Annotated in this window: 15 protein-coding genes and 2 tRNA genes; 11 read left to right on the top strand and 6 right to left on the bottom strand. The window is 53.9% G+C overall.

Annotated features, from left to right (window positions below):
* Positions 1–20: 20 nt before the first annotated feature.
* Positions 21–266 (bottom strand): hypothetical protein, encoded by a 246-nt coding sequence (locus H8693_RS04595; protein WP_178622186.1) that lies wholly within the window; start codon positions 264–266, stop codon positions 21–23.
* A 14-nt stretch (positions 267–280) separates the two neighbouring features.
* The gene (locus H8693_RS04590) at positions 281–1,510 is read right to left on the bottom strand and encodes a Y-family DNA polymerase (protein ID WP_249279974.1); all 1,230 of its coding nucleotides are present in this window, start codon (positions 1,508–1,510) and stop codon (positions 281–283) included.
* Positions 1,511–1,780: 270 nt separating this feature from the next.
* On the opposite strand from H8693_RS04590, the gene H8693_RS04585 reads away from it, so the two are divergent.
* The 3 genes from H8693_RS04585 (at position 1,781) to H8693_RS04575 (ending at position 6,774) form a co-directional block, all read left to right on the top strand.
* Positions 1,781–2,626 (top strand): tyrosine-type recombinase/integrase, encoded by an 846-nt coding sequence (locus tag H8693_RS04585; protein WP_249279973.1) that lies wholly within the window; start codon positions 1,781–1,783, stop codon positions 2,624–2,626.
* Positions 2,627–3,176: 550 nt separating this feature from the next.
* Positions 3,177–6,356 carry a PKD domain-containing protein gene (locus tag H8693_RS04580; RefSeq protein ID WP_249279972.1) on the top strand — a complete coding sequence of 1,060 codons (3,180 nt, stop codon included), beginning with the start codon at positions 3,177–3,179 and terminating at the stop codon, positions 6,354–6,356.
* 341 nt (positions 6,357–6,697) lie between these two features.
* Positions 6,698–6,774: transfer RNA gene (locus H8693_RS04575), tRNA-Arg, on the top strand.
* Between the two features lie 835 nt (positions 6,775–7,609).
* Here H8693_RS04575 and H8693_RS04570 read toward each other — a convergent pair.
* Positions 7,610–7,686: transfer RNA gene (locus H8693_RS04570), tRNA-Pro, on the bottom strand.
* Positions 7,687–7,773: 87 nt separating this feature from the next.
* Positions 7,774–8,772: a helix-turn-helix transcriptional regulator gene (locus H8693_RS04565; RefSeq protein ID WP_249279971.1), complete on the bottom strand. Its 999-nt coding sequence runs from the start codon at positions 8,770–8,772 to the stop codon at positions 7,774–7,776.
* A gap of 166 nt (positions 8,773–8,938) precedes the next feature.
* On the opposite strand from H8693_RS04565, the gene yfcE reads away from it, so the two are divergent.
* The 7 genes from yfcE (at position 8,939) to H8693_RS04530 (ending at position 13,706) form a co-directional block, all read left to right on the top strand.
* Positions 8,939–9,484 (top strand): phosphodiesterase, encoded by a 546-nt coding sequence (gene yfcE, locus H8693_RS04560; protein ID WP_249279970.1) that lies wholly within the window; start codon positions 8,939–8,941, stop codon positions 9,482–9,484.
* A gap of 401 nt (positions 9,485–9,885) precedes the next feature.
* Complete coding sequence (locus H8693_RS04555; protein WP_330605707.1) at positions 9,886–10,230, top strand: ArsR/SmtB family transcription factor; 345 nt, start codon at positions 9,886–9,888, stop codon at positions 10,228–10,230.
* A 22-nt stretch (positions 10,231–10,252) separates the two neighbouring features.
* A complete protein-coding gene (locus H8693_RS04550) occupies positions 10,253–10,471 on the top strand; it encodes a cation transporter (protein ID WP_178621270.1) in 219 nt (72 codons plus the stop codon).
* Positions 10,472–10,481: 10 nt separating this feature from the next.
* Positions 10,482–12,335 carry a heavy metal translocating P-type ATPase gene (locus H8693_RS04545; RefSeq protein WP_249279968.1) on the top strand — a complete coding sequence of 618 codons (1,854 nt, stop codon included), beginning with the start codon at positions 10,482–10,484 and terminating at the stop codon, positions 12,333–12,335.
* Between the two features lie 80 nt (positions 12,336–12,415).
* Positions 12,416–12,607 (top strand): hypothetical protein, encoded by a 192-nt coding sequence (locus tag H8693_RS04540; RefSeq protein WP_249279967.1) that lies wholly within the window; start codon positions 12,416–12,418, stop codon positions 12,605–12,607.
* Between the two features lie 96 nt (positions 12,608–12,703).
* Entirely contained in the window at positions 12,704–13,255 is a 552-nt protein-coding gene (locus H8693_RS04535) for a DUF3793 family protein (protein WP_249279966.1), read from the top strand.
* Positions 13,256–13,283: 28 nt separating this feature from the next.
* On the top strand, positions 13,284–13,706 hold the full coding sequence (locus H8693_RS04530; protein WP_178621264.1) for a flavodoxin: 423 nt from the start codon (positions 13,284–13,286) through the stop codon (positions 13,704–13,706).
* Positions 13,707–13,800: 94 nt separating this feature from the next.
* Here H8693_RS04530 and H8693_RS04525 read toward each other — a convergent pair whose 3' ends face one another.
* Both H8693_RS04525 and H8693_RS04520 read right to left on the bottom strand, forming a co-directional pair.
* A complete protein-coding gene (locus H8693_RS04525) occupies positions 13,801–14,064 on the bottom strand; it encodes a metal-sensing transcriptional repressor (RefSeq protein ID WP_249279965.1) in 264 nt (87 codons plus the stop codon).
* 10 nt (positions 14,065–14,074) lie between these two features.
* Positions 14,075–16,681 carry a heavy metal translocating P-type ATPase gene (locus H8693_RS04520; RefSeq protein ID WP_249279964.1) on the bottom strand — a complete coding sequence of 869 codons (2,607 nt, stop codon included), beginning with the start codon at positions 16,679–16,681 and terminating at the stop codon, positions 14,075–14,077.
* 225 nt (positions 16,682–16,906) lie between these two features.
* On the opposite strand from H8693_RS04520, the gene H8693_RS04515 reads away from it, so the two are divergent.
* On the top strand, positions 16,907–17,359 hold the full coding sequence (locus H8693_RS04515) for a MarR family winged helix-turn-helix transcriptional regulator (RefSeq protein WP_178621132.1): 453 nt from the start codon (positions 16,907–16,909) through the stop codon (positions 17,357–17,359).
* Positions 17,360–17,372 lie beyond the last annotated feature (13 nt).

The raw sequence follows: 17,372 nt of genomic DNA, 5'->3' as shown, positions 1-17,372 counted from the left end.
GGGATGTGTAAAGAAAAACCTCATTCCAACCCTTTTCTGGGGACAAACCAGCGGGGATTTTCATAATACAGGTGTCGGCGCCGGCCCTGGATCAGACATACATAGCGGATGCCGTTTCCGCCGGCCTTGAGGCTGGCGGCCGGCCGCACATCCAGGATTTTATCGATTTCATAGACCCGGCCATCCTCCCATTCGATGCTGGATGGTATCATGCGGCCCTGAGCTGTGAAGTGCACGGTCACGGAAACGTAGGTCTTGTATTCCATTTTTTATACCTCCTTCAGCGGAAATAGGATACGGGATGGATGATATGCTCTGCCTGAATATCTGTTTTTGCCAGCGAATCATTGAGCAGGACGACGCCGCGCCTGACAGCCGGATTCCCAAAACGGCGGCGGATATCATCCAGCGAATTTTCCAGCCGCTCGGCTTTATGAGCGGAAGGATCGTCAAAAAACGTCAGCTGTTCGACTGCCGGGCAGGAGAGGTTTGCCGCCGCAATTCCCATGCTGCGGACGGGGGAATGCCAGTCATAATGCTTTTCAAACAGAGCCAGAGCAGCGGCTGCAAGATCCCGGGCAAGGCAGGAGGACTGGCGGAGCGTCGTCTGCCGGGAAAAGGAACAAAGCTCGTTGTCCCGGATCCAAAGGCGCACTGTGCGGCTTTTCATGCCGTATTCCCGCAGACGGGCGGCCACGCTTTCGGTCAGCAGATAGGTGAGGATGCGGATATCCTGCATGGTTTCCAGATCGTGGGGCGAGGTCAGACTGTTGCCCACGGATTTGACGGGAACGGTTTCCACACTTCGGCGAACCGGGGCCGCATCCCGCCCCGCAGCGAAATTTTGCAGTGTCCGACCAATTTTTCCAAGAAAGGACTGCAAAAAATTGGGGTCTGCCTGGGCCAGATCGCCGATGGTTCGGATACTGCGCAGAAGGAGCTTGCGGGAGGTGGCGCGCCCGACATAGAGCAGCGCCTCCGCTGGCAGCGGCCAGACAGTTTCCCGGAAGGTATCCCTGGAAATCACGGTGACGGCATCCGGCTTTCGCAGGTCGCTGCCCAGCTTTGCAAAAATTTTGTTGAAGGATACGCCGATGGAAACCGTGATGCCCACTTCGCTTTTCATCCGCCGGCGGATCTCCTGGGCCGTCCGGATGCCGTCTGCTCCCGGGCCGGAGAGATCCAGCCAGCACTCGTCCAGGCCGAAGGGCTCAACGCGGTCAGTGTAGTCCTCATAGATGGCCCGTGCCATCCGGGAGAACCGCAGATAACGGTCAAAATGGGCCGGGACGCAAACAAGCCCCGGGCATTTTTTCTGCGCCTGCCAGACGGCGTCGCCCGTAGCGACCTTATGGCGTTTTGCCAGCTCATTTTTTGCCAGGATGATCCCATGACGGTTTTCCACATCACCGCACACGGCAACAGGGAAGCAGCGGATGGCGGGATTCAAAAAGCATTCCACCGAGGCATAGAAGCTGTTGCAGTCAACATGCAGTATTGTCCGTTCCATAAGCCGTCCTCCAAAACACCTCCTGTGAAGTATAGTATAGCCCCAAAAGTTGCGTTTTCGCAACAGGTATTTTATGGCAAAATTATTCGGAAAAAGGCGGATTTTGCTGCCGATATGGCGCGAAAAAGGAGACGGCATAGAAACGGATTGGCAAGCTGGGATAGATTTCTAAACTACAGAGAAAAAACAGTCCGGCTGCCTGATTCCATTCCCTCATAAAGTGCGCCTGTCAAGGTAAAATAAGAATATTACTTTTGAGGAGGCTTAAAAATGGAAAAAAGTAAAGAACCAGCGGAACAGCTTCGGATATTTGCACAATATCTGCGCCGGGAAGAGCGAAGCAGAGGAACCGTGGAAAAATATTTACGGGATGCGTCCGCCTTTGTCCGATGGCTGAACGGCCGCCCTGTCACAAAAGAGGCCGTACTGCTTTGGAGAGATGATCTTTTGGCCCGGGGATATGCCCCGGTGACAGTGAATTCCATGCTGGCAGCGCTCCATGCCCTGTTTTGTTTTGCCGGATGGGAGGAATGCCGGGTGAAATATTTGAAGATCCAGCGGCGCCTGTTTCGAGACGAGGCCCGGAATTTGTCCCGCGGTGAATATGCCCGCCTGATTGCCACGGCCCAAAAACTGGGAAAGGAGCGCCTGGCTCTGCTTTTGGAGACCATGGGGGCTACCGGCATCCGGGTTTCGGAGGTGAAATATATCACTGTGGAAGCCGCCGCCGCTGGGCAGGCAGAAATTGCCCTCAAGGGAAAGCTGCGGACTATCCTCATCCCAGCAAAGCTGTGCAGAAAGCTGCAGCGGTATGCACGGAAACAAAAAAACGCTTCCGGCGAGATATTTCTCACCAGAAGCGGAAAAAGCCTTTCCCGAAAGCAGATTTGGTCGGAAATGAAGGGGTTATGCAAATATGCGGATGTAAACCCCTCTAAGGTGTTTCCCCATAACCTGCGCCATCTGTTTGCCACCGTGTTTTATCAGATCCATCGGGATATTGCCGGCCTGGCCGATGTGCTGGGGCATTCCAGCATTGAGACGACCCGCCTTTATCTTGCTGTTTCCAGCACGGAACAGGCCCGCCGTATTTCCCAACTCCGGCTGATAAGCTGAAAACAAAATCAATATTTTGTCTCAATATCAGAAAAAGGGAGTGTATAACGAAATCAATATTTTGTTTATCTCCTAAAGGTGGGCCGCAAGTTTTTCTGGGGAAAAATGGAACTTGAAATGGATATAACTTACAAATTAGTATAAAAATAGTAATATAAAAGAAAGCCGCAAAAAAAACATACTACGGCTTGGATTTTTGCGCCCAAAATATGGGAGCTATATTGTCTTTCATCGTCATTTATGTTAGTATAAATTTATATATCAAAATAAAGTCGGCTTGTTTTTCAGGTGCCTAGAGACAAAATATTGATTTTGTTGAAAGAGGGGAAGTGAGGGTGAAAGAACAGGCATTTCCGGCGAATAGGTTCATAACCGGCTGCTTTCTTATGGAGATATTTTCCATTAGCTGAGAAAACTATCGCATACTCGCTCTCCTCAAAAGGTTCCTGCTGGAACGACGGCGGACGGAAAGGGGTGAGACTGGCGCAGAAGAGAGGCCAGGTTGTACTAAAACAGAGAAATCCCTTTTTGGGAGGAAAGGAAAGACGGAATGAAAAATAAGGGAATAAAAAAGATCTTTGCCGCCCTGCTGGCTGCTGCTGTGGCGCTTTCGCTGAGCGTGCCGGCCTTTGCGCTGCCAAAAGAGAATGGAGCGCAGGTATACCTCAACGGTGTGAGCGGTCAGGACAGCAATGATGGAACGACAGCGCAGCAAGCGGTTCGGACGCTGCAAAAGGCGCTGGAACTGGCTGGCGACGGCGGAACAATTCTCGTGACCGGCTATGTGATGCTGGAGGACGCAGGGGAAATTACGCTGAACAACGTGACGATAAAAAGAGACGTTTCCTATGGCCAGTCGGGCAGCGGCTTATCGAGAATTCAAATGCTCTGGCTGCGGGGAGATACTACACTGACGCTGGGCGAAGGGGCCATCCTGGATGGCGGAAACACCGGAGAGGGAAGCCCGATCATCCAGATAGAGGCCAGCGGTTCGGGGAACACCATCTTGAACATTGGGCCGGGAGCCGTTTTGCAGAACAATAAGTATACGGCGGTTTCCGTGCGCGGGACATCCGATGCGGCAAAGGGAATTGTCAACATGACGGGCGGTGCCATCCAAAATAACGAAGGTGACGCAAGCGGCGATGCCGCGGCGGCTGTGAACATTGGAAATTATGGCGTTTTCTATCTGCGCGGCGGGGAAATCAAGGATAACTATACAGAGGGCTGGGGCCCGGGCGGCATGGAAATTGGCTCGGGCGGTTCGCTGTATATGTCCGGCGGAAGCATTAAAAACAATGAGACGCTGGAAGGCGGAGGCGGCCTGCTCAATTACTATGGATATGCGGAGCTGACCGGCGGCCGGATTGAAGGGAACACGGCCTATTATGGCGGCGGCATCGCCATGCTGGGGCCGGCAACGACTGTATTGGACGGTACTGTAATCGCCGGAAACCGCACCGACGGAAACGGGGCAGCGGTCTATCTGGAGGGCCTGAGCAGCGGAGAATGCCGGTTTATTATGAAGAGCGGCTCCATTACCGGCAACACGACGACGGATGGCGACGGCGCGGGCATCTATGGATGGGCCAACAGCCGCCCGACAGTAATTGAAATTCAGGGAGGAACCATTTCCGGAAATACGACGCAATGGAGCGGAGAAGCCGTCTATCTGGGCGGAAGAGAGGGATATACGGCGGCAGCGACGCTGGAATTGAGCGGTTCTCCGCAAATTGCGGGAGATGTGTTCTTAAACGACGATTTGTTTCCGGATGCAAAGGTGGATATCATAGGCGAATTTACCCCTGTCCAGCCCGTGGAGATTGACGACACTTCCTGGACAGATTACCGGACGGTCGCCGTTTATGCGGCGGGGCTTACGCCGAATATGCAGCACTTTACCACAGATCCGCAGCGAATAAATAATGGGCTGATATTGGATGGACAGGAAATAAAAAGTATTAACCTGAAAACGGTTATAATCCGGGAAAAGGATGGATCGGTGAATTATGGAAACCTGCAGGTTCTGCCGGATACGCGCATTGACCCGGCGAAACTGCCCAGCATCGCCAGGAAGGGCTATACGCTGAAGGGATTCCAGAAGAGCACCGGAGAGGAATGGAATCTGGAGACAGATATCGTCAGCGAATCCATGATTTTGTATCCCCTATGGAAGCTGGACCCGGCCACCTTCACCCTCACTGCTGATAAGGAGAGCGTGCACGTCACGCCGGTGGAAGGCGGAGAGGTGACGCTGACGGCCGCTGTTTCTCCCCATGCGGCCAGCAATATCACCTATACCTGGCAGTGGTATCGGGGAAGCGAGCTGATTGCGGAAGGCAAGAACAACGAGACGCTGACAGTTACCCAGGCAGGAACCTATAAAGTTGTGGTGACCGCAGACGACGGGCGGCAGTTCTCGGATCCTAAAGAGCTTTCCATTGTCATTTCTGAAGAAGGACATATATATCCGGATGAATGGGAATCCGACGAAACCCACCATTGGAAGGAATGCACAGTCTGCGGCCATGAAGACGCAAAAACCGTGCATGCCGGTGGCACGGCAACCTGCAAAGACCAGGCAGTCTGCACAGACTGCGGACGGGCATATGGCGCACTGGACAGCGCAAACCATGTGGGCGGAACGCAGGTGCGCAATGCTTCGGCGGCAAGCTGCACAGTGGACGGCTACACCGGCGACATCTATTGCCTGGGCTGCGGGGAGAAGATTGCCAGCGGGACGGCGATTCCGGCCCTGGATCACGACATGGGAGAATGGGAAACCGTCACTTCTCCGGACTGCACGAACAAGGGAAGCGAACAGCGCAAGTGCAGCCGCTGTGACTATATCGAAACGCGGGACGTGGACCCCATGGGGCACACCTGGGAAGCTGATTTCACAATAGACAAGGAGCCTACCTGCACGGAGGACGGAAGTAAGTCCATTCACTGCGAGAAGTGCGACGCCGTCAAGGACAGCACGGTGATCCCGGCCACCGGGCACAGCTTCACCAACTATGTCTCCAACGACGACGCCACCTGTACCCAGGACGGCACGGAGACGGCAAACTGCGATAATGGCTGCGGCGCAGCAGACACACGGACGCGGACGGATTCGGCCCTGGGCCACGATATGGGAGAATGGGAAACCGTCACTTCTCCGGACTGCACGAACAAGGGAAGCGAACAGCGCAAGTGCAGCCGTTGTGATTATACCGAAACACGGGATCTGGACCCCATAGGGCACACCTGGGAAGCTGATTTCACAGTAGATAAGGAACCGACCTGCACGGAGGACGGAAGCCAGTCCATTCACTGCGAGAAGTGTGACGCCGTCAAGGACAACACGGTGATCCCGGCCACTGGGCACAGCTTTGGAACTGCCTGGCAGATGGATGGGGAGAACCATTGGAATACCTGCACCATCTGCGGAGCGACGGGAAACCAGGCGGGGCACATCTTTACATGGGTGACGGACAAGGAAGCCACTGCGGAGGAAAATGGCTCGAAACATGAAGAGTGTACGGTCTGCGGCTATCAAAAGGCGGCGGTGGAAATCCCGGCTGCCGGCGGCGGAACGACCACCCCTGACGATCCGGATTCGGCCACAGAGAATCCCAAAACCGGAGAGGGTCGCCATTTTGTGCTCTGGGGCGCCCTTTTGCTGATCAGCGGGACGTTGGCAGGCATTCTGGCAATCGCTGTAAAGAGGAAACAGAAGCACAATTAAAATAGAAAATAACGGAAAGAACCGCTATCCAACAGGACAGCGGTTCTTTTTATATGGTCATGGGGCGCATAGATAGACTATCCATCCCTTGGAAAGAGTTCCGTCGGAGAAGGAAGCGTCGGCCGGAAACGGCTGCATAGCCTTTGGAGGGAAGGGTAGTGCCCGGGATTTATTTGTTTCTATCCCGGGCGTTTGCAGATTCCTGCCGGCACAAGGCCGGGATGGAGATTTCCGATATTTTTCCCCTGCCGCGCCTTGCATAAAGGGCGGGAGAATGATACAATAAATGCGGTTTATAAGATGCTTGCGATCAATAGGAAACAGGCAAAAACATATAGCAGGCACCTGTAGCTCAGCAGGATAGAGCGTCCGCCTCCTAAGCGGAAGGCCTTGGGTTCGAATCCCGACAGGTGCGCCACGGGCAACGGCCCGAGCGAATATCGCAATTCACTTTAGTGGGTTGCGATATTTTTGTTGACCGAAAGAAAATATCCATTTCGGCAATATCTGCCACGTCGCGGTGGATTCCGCGATTTATAACCCGCTCGGAAAACCGCGCGGGTTTTTAAATCGCTCCATCACCGCTCCTCTTCCAAAAAAAGTCACGGATGCGCTTCCAGAGAAAAAACATTCGCTCGTTCCTCCTTCGTTTTTTTCTCCTTAGCATACCTGCAAACTTTTTGCGGGTATGCGCTTTCGGCGCGTTTTGTTAAAAGCAAGCAGTTCAAATTTGGCAGGTTACTCCACGTCGCGATGGACTACGCGGCAGTTATCCCGCCCGATTCTCCGGGAGGGGATTTTTTCCTCGTTCATTTCTCCCCCTTGTTTCACAAAAGAGATTGCTCCCGTCGGCTAAGGGCCTGTAAACATACCCGATTAACGCCGATCCGGTTTTTATGGTACGCGCCTTTGGCGCGATTCATTGCAGGTGGAGAATCCAAATTCGGCAGGGTATTTTACGCCGCGAAAGTTCGTTTGCTCCGCCTATGCCTTTGCAAACGAGGGCATTTGGGTTCCGTCGCACAACCTTTTTTTGCGGGAACGATTTCCTTTACTGTTTGTTTCTATCTGCTTCGCTTGTTTTCTCTCCTGCCCGCTGCCTTTTAGCTAACTAGATATTTCAAAATCATTTTTAAGGTTCCGGCATTTTTCTTGTATTTACTTTCATGGTGGATTTCAATGAAAAGGAAATAAATGGATAACGCAGTATTTTGGAATAATAAAAAACACAGCCGCATATGACTGTGTTTTTATGGTCTGGGTGAGAGGATTTGAACCTCCGACCCCCTGAACCCCATTCAGGTACGCTACCAAACTGCGCTACACCCAGACAATAGGTTTTCAAGTATTGCAGAAAGCATCCCTGAAAACCTTTATCATAATAGCATTTTCCTGAGGGGATGTCAAGGGGCAACCATCAGTTTTCCCTATACTTTTCCATGATGGACTCCAGGTCCTCCCGGATGGTATTCCGAAGGGAGGCGGGCTCGAGAACTTCGCAGTGCCAGCCGAACTGCCATATGAAATAGCGAATCCCTTCGGGGGCGACGTTTAGAATCACCTTCATGTGTGTCTCATCCAAAGGCTGCATCTGCGCATTGGCACCGAAAACATCCACCACATCTCCCGCGCAGGAGATATCCATTTTCAGAACGACGCGCTCGGGCGCACCTCCATACATGAGAAAATGCTCCTGGGCATATTTGCCGATGTCGATAGCGTCCGGGCAATGGGGAAGCTCCCGGATCGGGCGGTTTTCCTCGGGAAGAATGGTGATTTCCGTGATCTGATCGACGCGGTAATGGGAAAGATTATCGTATTTGGCATAGTTTGCCACCAGATAATACTGGGTGTTGGCGGCGATCAGGGCATAGGGACTGACGATAAAATTGCGGCGGACGGGATGGAGCCTGCCATCCGTTCCATATTGGTTATAGGTGAAGGAGATTTTCTGGCCGAGGTCAATGGCCTCGTTGATGAGATCCAGGTTGAAAAAGAAGGCCTTGTTATGCTGATGGGGCCAGGAAGGCAGGGAATGGACATGGCGCACCTGATGGCGGAAATAGATGCTCCCCAGGGATTCGAGCTTATGGATGAGGCGTTTGGCATCGCTCTCAGGGATATATCGGGAGGTCATGACACTGTCGATCAGAATGCGCAGCTCAAGATTATCAAATTCCCGTTCCCGGAGAAAATAGCCCCTGTGATTTTCCTCATAGGTGCTGATATCCATGCCCATTTCCAAAAGCAGGGAGATATTGCGGGATACGGATTTTCTTTCGGCAGATATCCCATAGTTTTGATGGAGATAGTGGATGAGCTGATGCATGGAAAGCGGATGATCAATATCCGAATACCGGCGCAGAATTTCCAGGAGACATAGGATGGCGGCTTTTTTTCCTCCGATGGTTGGCATTTGCGTATCCTCCTTTATTAGGTTCTACTCCTATTGTACCGGCTTGGTTGTGACTTTTTTGGTACAACCAAGTATACATGATTTTTTCCGGCGTGTATAGGAGAATCTTGACGGGCCAGAGCGATTCCCTTACAATAAACGTAGAACGAAAGGGAGGAACAGGCCTATGAAACTCATGATTGCGTCCGATATTCACGGATCGAAATACTACTGTGGAAAGCTGATGGAACGCTGGAGTGCGGAGGCGGCTGGCCGTCTGATTCTGCTGGGGGATATCCTGTATCACGGCCCGCGCAACGACCTGCCCCGGGAATATGACCCCAAAAGTGTGCTGGCTGCTCTGAACGGAATCCGGGAGAGCATCTGCTGTGTCCGAGGAAACTGCGACAGCGAGGTGGACCAGATGGTTTTGGAATTTCCCATCATGGCAGACAGCCTGCTGCTGTTTTTGGAGGGGCGGACAGTGTTTGCCACCCATGGGCATATATATAACAACGAAACGCCGCCCAAAATCGGAAGGCAGGATATTTTGCTCCATGGGCATACGCATGTGCAGGCCATGGAGGATACGGGAAAATACATCTATATCAATCCCGGTTCGGTTTCCCTGCCCAAAGAGGGGAACGAGAACAGCTACATGGTCTATGAAGACGGGGTATTCACCATTAAAAATATGGAGGGAGAGGCAATCCGAGAGCTCTCCATCCGGTAATGCAAAAATGCTGAAGAAGGGGGCCTGCGGGTAGGCGCCGGATCGGCCGGGGCCGAATTTGCGGTTTCGGAGGCATGGAGATATAAGAAAAAAGAGACGCGGAAGCCTCTCTTTTTTATTGCTAAAAAGACCGGGGAGAAATGCGATGAAAAAAGATTGGGTTTCTAAATGGGGGGGGCAGGGAGAGATCCTGCCCGAGCCATATTTTTTGGTGGAAACAGTTTATGCTTTTATATAAATATAGGAAGAAAACAGCCTATCTGGAATGCGATGGAAACAGCACAAATATTTTTTAAAAAATTAGCAAAAAGGGTTTGACATTCCGCAAAAAGGAGATATAATAAACATATGAACAATAGTTCATATGAAAGGAGATGCGAAACTTGCGGCAGACAGAAGAAATTGAAAAATGCGAAATTGTGGAAACGCATCCGGAGATTGTGGAAGCGGTGAACGCACAGATGCCCCAGGAGGAAATTCTCTACGACTTGGCGGAGCTGTTCAAGGTGTTTGGAGATTCCACGCGGATTAAAATTCTCTATGTGCTGTTTGAAAGCGAAATGTGTGTTTGTGATATCGCGCAGATCCTTCAGATGTCGCAAAGCGCCATATCCCATCAGCTGCGGGTGCTTAAGCAAAACCATTTGGTAAAATTCCGCAGGGAAGGGAAGAGCGTATTATATTCCCTCTCGGACGACCATGTCCGACGGATCATCAATCAGGGTTTGGAACATGTTGAGGAATAAGGGAGAACAAGGAGGCAGAAACATGAAAAAGGTATATCAGCTGGAAGGATTGGACTGCGCCAACTGTGCGGCAAAGCTGGAACGGGCGATTGGAGAAATTGAGGGCGTATCGGCGGCCTCCATCAGCTTCATGACCCAGCGCATGACCATTGAAACCCAGGAGGATCAGCTGGCGGGCGTAATGAAGATGGTCAAAAAGACCATCCGCAAGGTGGAACCGGACTGCACGCTGGTAGAATAAGGAGGAAACCATGACCCGGAAACAGAAGCGAATGCTGGTGCGCATCGGCGCTGGTGCCGTAATTTTTGCGGCGGCCATGCTGCTCCCCTTAGAGGGGCTTTGGCGGCTGGGCATCTTCCTCGCGGCCTATGGCGTGACGGGCTGGGACGTTCTCTGGCGGGCTGTCCGCAACATTGCCCGGGGGAAAATCTTTGATGAAAACTTTCTCATGAGCATTGCCACCGTGGGGGCGTTTGTTCTGGGAGAGTACCCCGAAGGCGTGGCGGTGATGCTGTTCTACCAGGTGGGCGAGTGGTTCCAGGGATATGCCGTCCATCGTTCCCGCCGCTCGATTGCCGAGCTGATGGATATTCGGCCGGATTATGCCAACGTGGAGCGGGATGGGCAGACCCTGCGGGTCGACCCGGAAGAGGTGGCGATTGGCGAGACAATCCTCGTGAAGCCGGGCGAGAAGATCCCGCTGGACGGCGAGGTTATCCAGGGATCTTCGACGCTGGATACGGCGGCGCTCACCGGGGAGTCCCTGCCCCGGGAGGCCGAACCGGGAGCGGAGGTCCTGAGCGGCTGCATCAATGGCGGCGGCCTTCTGCGAATCCGGGTTACCAAGCATTTTGGTGAGTCCACGGTTTCCAAGATTCTCGAAATGGTGGAAAATGCCAGCAGCAAAAAGGCGCGGTCGGAGAATTTTATTACCCGGTTCGCCAAATACTACACGCCGGTTGTGGTAATCGCGGCGGCTCTGCTGGCGGTGGTTCCGCCTCTCGTTGTTCCCGGAGCGCAGTTTTCGGAGTGGGTGCACCGGGCGCTCATCTTCCTGGTTATTTCCTGCCCCTGCGCATTGGTGATTTCGGTTCCCATGAGCTTTTTTGGCGGCATCGGGGGCGCGTCGCGACAGGGGATTCTGGTGAAGGGGAGCAATTATCTGGAAATGCTGGCCCAGAGTGAGATCGTCGTGCTTGACAAGACGGGGACGCTCACCAAAGGAAATTTCCAGGTGACGGAGGTTCGCCCGGAAGACGGGACGGATAAGGAAGCGCTCCTGGAATGGGCGGCGTATGCGGAATGCTATTCCAGCCATCCCATCGCTCTTTCTCTCCGGCGAGCATATGGCCGGGAGCTGGAGCCCGGCCGGGTGGACGCGCCGGAGGAGGCGGCTGGCAGGGGCCTGACGGCGAAGGTGGATGGGCACCTGGTCGCCGCGGGAAACCGCAAAATGATGGAGGAAATGGGGCTTTCTCCGAAGGGGACGGATCCGGTGGGCACGGTGGTGCATGTCGCCGTGGATGGTACATACCGGGGCCGGATCGTCATTTCGGATGAGATCAAGGAGGACGCCCGGCAGGCCATGGAGGAGCTGAAGCGGGTAGGCGTACAGCGCACTGTGATGCTCACGGGCGACGCGCCGGCTGTGGCGGAGGATGTGGCCAAAAAACTCGCTATAGATGAGGTATATGCCGGCCTTTTGCCCCTGGGAAAAGTGGAAAAGGTGGAGGAGCTTTGGAGGCAGAAATCCAAAAACGGCAGGCTGGCCTTTGTGGGGGATGGAATCAACGATGCCCCCGTGCTTTCCCGGGCGGATATTGGGATCGCCATGGGCGGCCTGGGTTCAGATGCGGCCATCGAAGCGGCGGATATCGTGATTATGGACGATAAGCCCAGCCGTTTGGCGACGGCCATAAAGATCAGCAAAAAGACTGTTCGCATCGTCCGCGAGAATATCGTGTTTGCTCTGGGAGTAAAAGCGGTCATTCTGGCGCTGGGGGCGCTGGGAATCGCGGGCATGTGGCTTGCCGTGTTTGCAGACGTGGGTGTGGCGTTCCTGGCCATTCTGAACGCCATGCGGGCGCTGCGTCCGGTGAAATAACGAAGCAGGATACCAAAACGGCGGAGAGAATTCTCTCCGCCGTTTGTTTTTAGAATGCCGGCATAAAAAGGCTTCTGCTGATGGTTATTCACGATGAAGAACGGGCCGGCCATTTATGGATCGATAAAGCAAAACAGGTTTCAGAATATCTGGGGAATTTGCTGGCAAACGCTCCTTTGAAGACCGGATGCAATGGTTATAATTTTTTTAAAAAAGGCGAAGGGAACCCCTTGACAAACGAAAAGAGGGAAGTTACAATAGGCATGAGTTAGTTAGATATAACTAATGAAAAATATTTCATTGCTTCTCCGGGTATATGAACAGCACCAGCCGCGGAAAGGAAGAGAGAAAGGACGACGGGAACAGCTATGCTGGAGGAACGCTTTATATCCCATTCTGCCCCCACTCTGGCGGGACTGAAAACAGCAAATCTTTTCACCCTGCCCTTTTCATCCCGGCGGGAGGCCGTCCGCCAGCTGGAAGCCTGGAACCGGGAACTTTCCCGCAAGGATGTCTATGTCACGGCGCTGCGTATGAAGGAGAGGGAAGCCCTGGTATATGTATACCGAAAAGGAAAACTGGAGGAAACCCTGAAAAAAGAAGGGGTGATGGAATTTCTCCAAACCTATGGATATGAGGAAGCCGGGGCGGCGGGCGTTGTGGACTGTCTGAAGGCGAAATTTGCCCGGAGCGATGAATTTCCTCATGAAGTCGGTGTGTTTTTGGGATATCCCCTGGAGGATGTGAAGGGATTTATCGCAAACGGGGGGAAGAATTGCAAGTGTGTCGGCTGCTGGAAGGTATATTGCGACGAATGCGAAGCCAAAAAAAGGTTTGCCGCCTTTCAGAAATGCCGAAGAGTCTATGCGGCTCTGTTTCAACAGGGAAAGACCGTGAATCAGCTGACCGTGGCTGTGTAGCGGATGGATAGAAACAAGGAGGAACAAAATGAGCAAGGTTGCGGTTGTATATTGGAGCGGAACAGGGAACACGGAGATGATGGCGGCGCAAGTGGCGGAAGGCGCCAAGGCCGCGGGCGCGGAAACCGAGATGTTTACGGCCTCGGAATTCTCCGCGGAGCAGATGGATACATTTGACGCCATCGCCTTTGGCTGCCCTTCCATGGGAGCGGAACAGCTGGAGGAAAGCGAATTTGAACCCATGTTCACCGAATGCGAAGCCAAACTGCAGGGCAAAAAAATTGCGCTGTTCGGCTCCTATGGCTGGGGCGACGGCGAATGGATGCGCACTTGGGAGGATACCTGCCAGGAGGATGGAGCGATCCTCGCCTGCGAAAGCGTGATTTGCAATGAAGCCCCGGATGAAGAGGCAGACGCAAGCTGCCAGGCGCTGGGAAAAGCATTAGCATAAATACAAGTCAAATGCAGATAGCATAAAGTCCATACCCTCTAAATAGCAATCCCCCGCGGAATTTTCCGCGGGGGATTGTTTTCTTTTCCATGGTTCAGCGGGTGAGCTTATCCAGAACCGACATGACCTCATCGATTTTCTGATCGATATTGCCGTCCTGACATGCTTCTTTGACGCAGCTGTGCATATGCGCGCCGAGAACCTCCCGGTTGGCCCGGCGCAGAATCGCCTGCGTAGCCAGCAGCTGGTTGGAGATATCCATGCAGTAGCGATCCTCCTCCACCATTTTCAAAAGCCCATCCAGCTGGCCGCGCGCCGTCTTTAAAAGGCGCGTGACCGTTTCCTTATCCGCTTTCATAGGCCGTCCCTCAACCCAGAAGGCCTTTCTTTTCCTCAACCGAGATGGCTTGGAAGCCGGCTTCGTTGACCGCATCCAGCAGGGCACTGTCTGCCACATCCCTTTCAAGGGCGACTGTAGCGGTCTTTTTCTTGAGATCTACCTTGGCGGAAGCAACGCCTTCGACAGCCGAGAGAGCTTTTTCCACCGAGGCTTTGCAATGGTCGCAGTGCATTCCTTCTACATGTACGATTTTTTTCATGGTTTCATCTTCTCCTTCTTCGGAATTTTCTATGGATTCATTCTGCAAAACGGGGCAGGCCGCGGGGCAAGCCGCAGAGACTTGCGGGGCCGGAGCCGCGTTTTTTTGGAAACTGGGTTTAAAGAATTTGAGCCGCAGCGCGTTGCTCACCACGCAGACCGAGCTTAAGCTCATGGCCGCGGCGCCGAACATGGGGTTGAGCTTCCATCCCAGGAAGGGATAGAACACGCCCGCCGCCAGGGGGATGCCGATGCTGTTATAGAAGAACGCCCAGAACAGGTTTTCCTTGATGTTGCGGATGACGGCCTTGCTCAGCTCAATGGCTGTGACCACATCCAGCAGATCGCTCTTCATGAGGACGATATCCGCCGACTCGATGGCGATATCCGTGCCCGCGCCGATGGCGATGCCCACGTCCGCCCGGGCGAGAGCGGGCGCATCATTGATGCCGTCGCCCACCATGGCGACCTTTTTGCCGGATTCCTGCAGGAGCCGGACTTCCCGTTCCTTATCCTGGGGCAGAACCTCGGCGATGACCCGGTCAATTCCCAGCTGCCGCCGGATGGCTTCGGCTGTCTTTTTATTATCGCCCGTCAGCATGACGACGTCAATGCCCATCTCCTTGAGGCGGGCAATCGCCTGGGCGCTGGAGGGCTTCACCACATCTGCCACGGCCACAATGCCCAGCACTTTTCCGGATTCCGCCAGATAGAGGGGTGTCTTTCCGGCTTCTGCCAGCGCGTCACCCTGCTGTAGCCAGTCCCCGGCGGGAATGTTCTGTTCCTGGAGCCAGGCGGCGTTCCCGGCATAATAGACCGTGCCGTCCATGCTGCCCTGAATACCCCGGCCGGAGACGGCGGCAAAGTCTGCAACCTCCCGGAGGGCAAAGCCCTTTTCCTCGGCATACTGCAGGATCGCGCCCGCCAGCGGATGCTCGGAAGGCTTTTCCAGAGAGGCCATCCGGGTCAAAAGCTCATCCTCTGAAAGCCCCTCTGCCGGGAGGATATCCGTCACACGAGGCCGGCCCTCGGTGACCGTGCCGGTTTTGTCAAGAACGACGGTTTTGATGGTGTGCGCCGTTTCCAGAGCTTCGGCGGATTTGATCAAAATGCCGTATTCTGCACCTTTGCCCGTACCCACCATGATGGCGACGGGAGTCGCCAGCCCAAGGGCGCAGGGGCAGGAGATGACCAGAACGGCGATGCCGATGGACAGGGCAAATTCAAAGGGCTTGCCCACCAGCAGCCAGACGATGGCGGAGACCAGGGCGATGGTGATGACGACGGGGACGAAAATGCCGCTGATTTTATCCGCCAGCTTAGCGATCGGCGCCTTGGAATTGGCGGCATCTTCCACCAACTGGATGATCTGGGCCAGAGTCGTGTCGTCGCCCACCTTCTCCGCCCGGATTTTGATGAAGCCGGACTGGTTGATGGAGGCGGCGATGACATGGTCGCCCGCATTTTTCTCCACGGGAATGCTTTCGCCAGTGAGGGCGGATTGGTCCAGCGAAGTGCTGCCCTCCACAATGACGCCGTCTACCGGAACACTGGCGCCCGGACGGACATACACGATATCGCCCACAACGACATCCTCCACGGGAATTTCCACTTCACGCCCCTCCCGCTCTACCATGGCGGTTTTGGGCGCCAGATTCATGAGCTTTGTGATGGCCTCGCTGGTTTTCCCCTTGGAGCGCGTCTCCAGATATTTCCCCAGTGTGATGAGGGTGAGGATGGTGGCGGCGGACTCAAAATAAAGATCCATATGATATCGTTCCACCAGCTCCATATCCCCCACGCCCAGTCCATACCCCATGCGGTAGATGGCAAAAATGCCGTAGACCAGGGCGGCCGTGGAGCCAATGGCGATGAGGGAATCCATATTCGGGGAACCCTTGAAGAGGGTTTTAAAGCCCACATAATAGAATTTCCGGTTGACATAGATGACCGGAACCGCCAGCAGCAGCTGCGTCATGGCAAAAGCGATGGCGTTTTCCGTTCCGGTTAAAAAGCCGGGAAGGGGAAGCCCGATCATATGCCCCATGGATACATACATGAGGGGGATAAAGAATATAAACGAGATAATCAGCCGGTTGCGCATGGAGTGGATTTCATCTTCCACTGTGGGCGCAGCGGCGGCCGCCTTTTTATTCTTTGCGGTTGCCGTGGGCAGGGATGCGCCGTATCCTGCGGCAACAACGGCGTCGATGATGGCCTGATCGCCGGTTATGGATTCGTCATAATCCACGTTCATGTTTCCGCTCAGAAGATTGACCGCCACATTTTTGACGCCCTCCACTTTGGAAACTGCTTTTTCCACATGCGCGGAGCAGGCCGAACAGGTCATGCCCGTTACATTAAACTTTTTGCGCATATTGCACCTCCTTATACACCACCCAGGGGGGGTGTATGTTTATAATAGCTAACTTTTACTGCCCTGTCAAGAGGGATTTTTTATTTCCTGGTTAGTATATGGAATTTCTTTGAAACCTTTCTGAAAAATGAATATTTTGTAAAGCCCGGCGAGCCGGATTGACATGGAGGAAAAGAAGAGTTAATATACTTAATTGTTGATGGATTTACAGATGAGGAAAATGGAATGAAAGAGATCAGCAGGCAAAATGAAATGGTGTTTGAAGCGGTATCCGGGTTCCGCCGGGCTCTCATGGAGGGAAAGCGGTTTGCCGGGCTCTCCCTGGCGGGGCTGATGGCCCTTTGGACGCTGAAAAATGCTGGACCGGGGATGCGGCGGGAAGGGCCGGGAATCCCCATGAGCGATCTGGCGCGGGAGATGGATATGACAAAGCCCGCCACAACCCAAATGGTCAACGGATTGGAGAAAAAAGGGCTGGTGAGCCGCGCGGCGGATGCGAGAAACCGGCGTTTCGTTCTGGTTTCGCTGACGGACCGGGGCGAGGCGCTTTTGGAAGAGGCCATGGCGTATTACTGCCGCCTTTCCGAGCGGGTGCTGGCCCAGGCCGGCGAGCAGGACGTTGCGACGATGGTGCGCGTCATCCGGATGATGACGCAGGTATTGCGGGAAGAACAGTAAAAGGCCGGGGAGA

The sequence above is a fragment of the Guopingia tenuis genome, from assembly GCF_014384805.1.
Classification (GTDB): Bacteria; Bacillota; Clostridia; order Christensenellales; family Christensenellaceae; genus Guopingia; species Guopingia tenuis.
The sequence above is the reverse complement of the archived record's forward strand: the minus strand, read 5'-3'. Positions and strand labels throughout refer to the sequence as shown.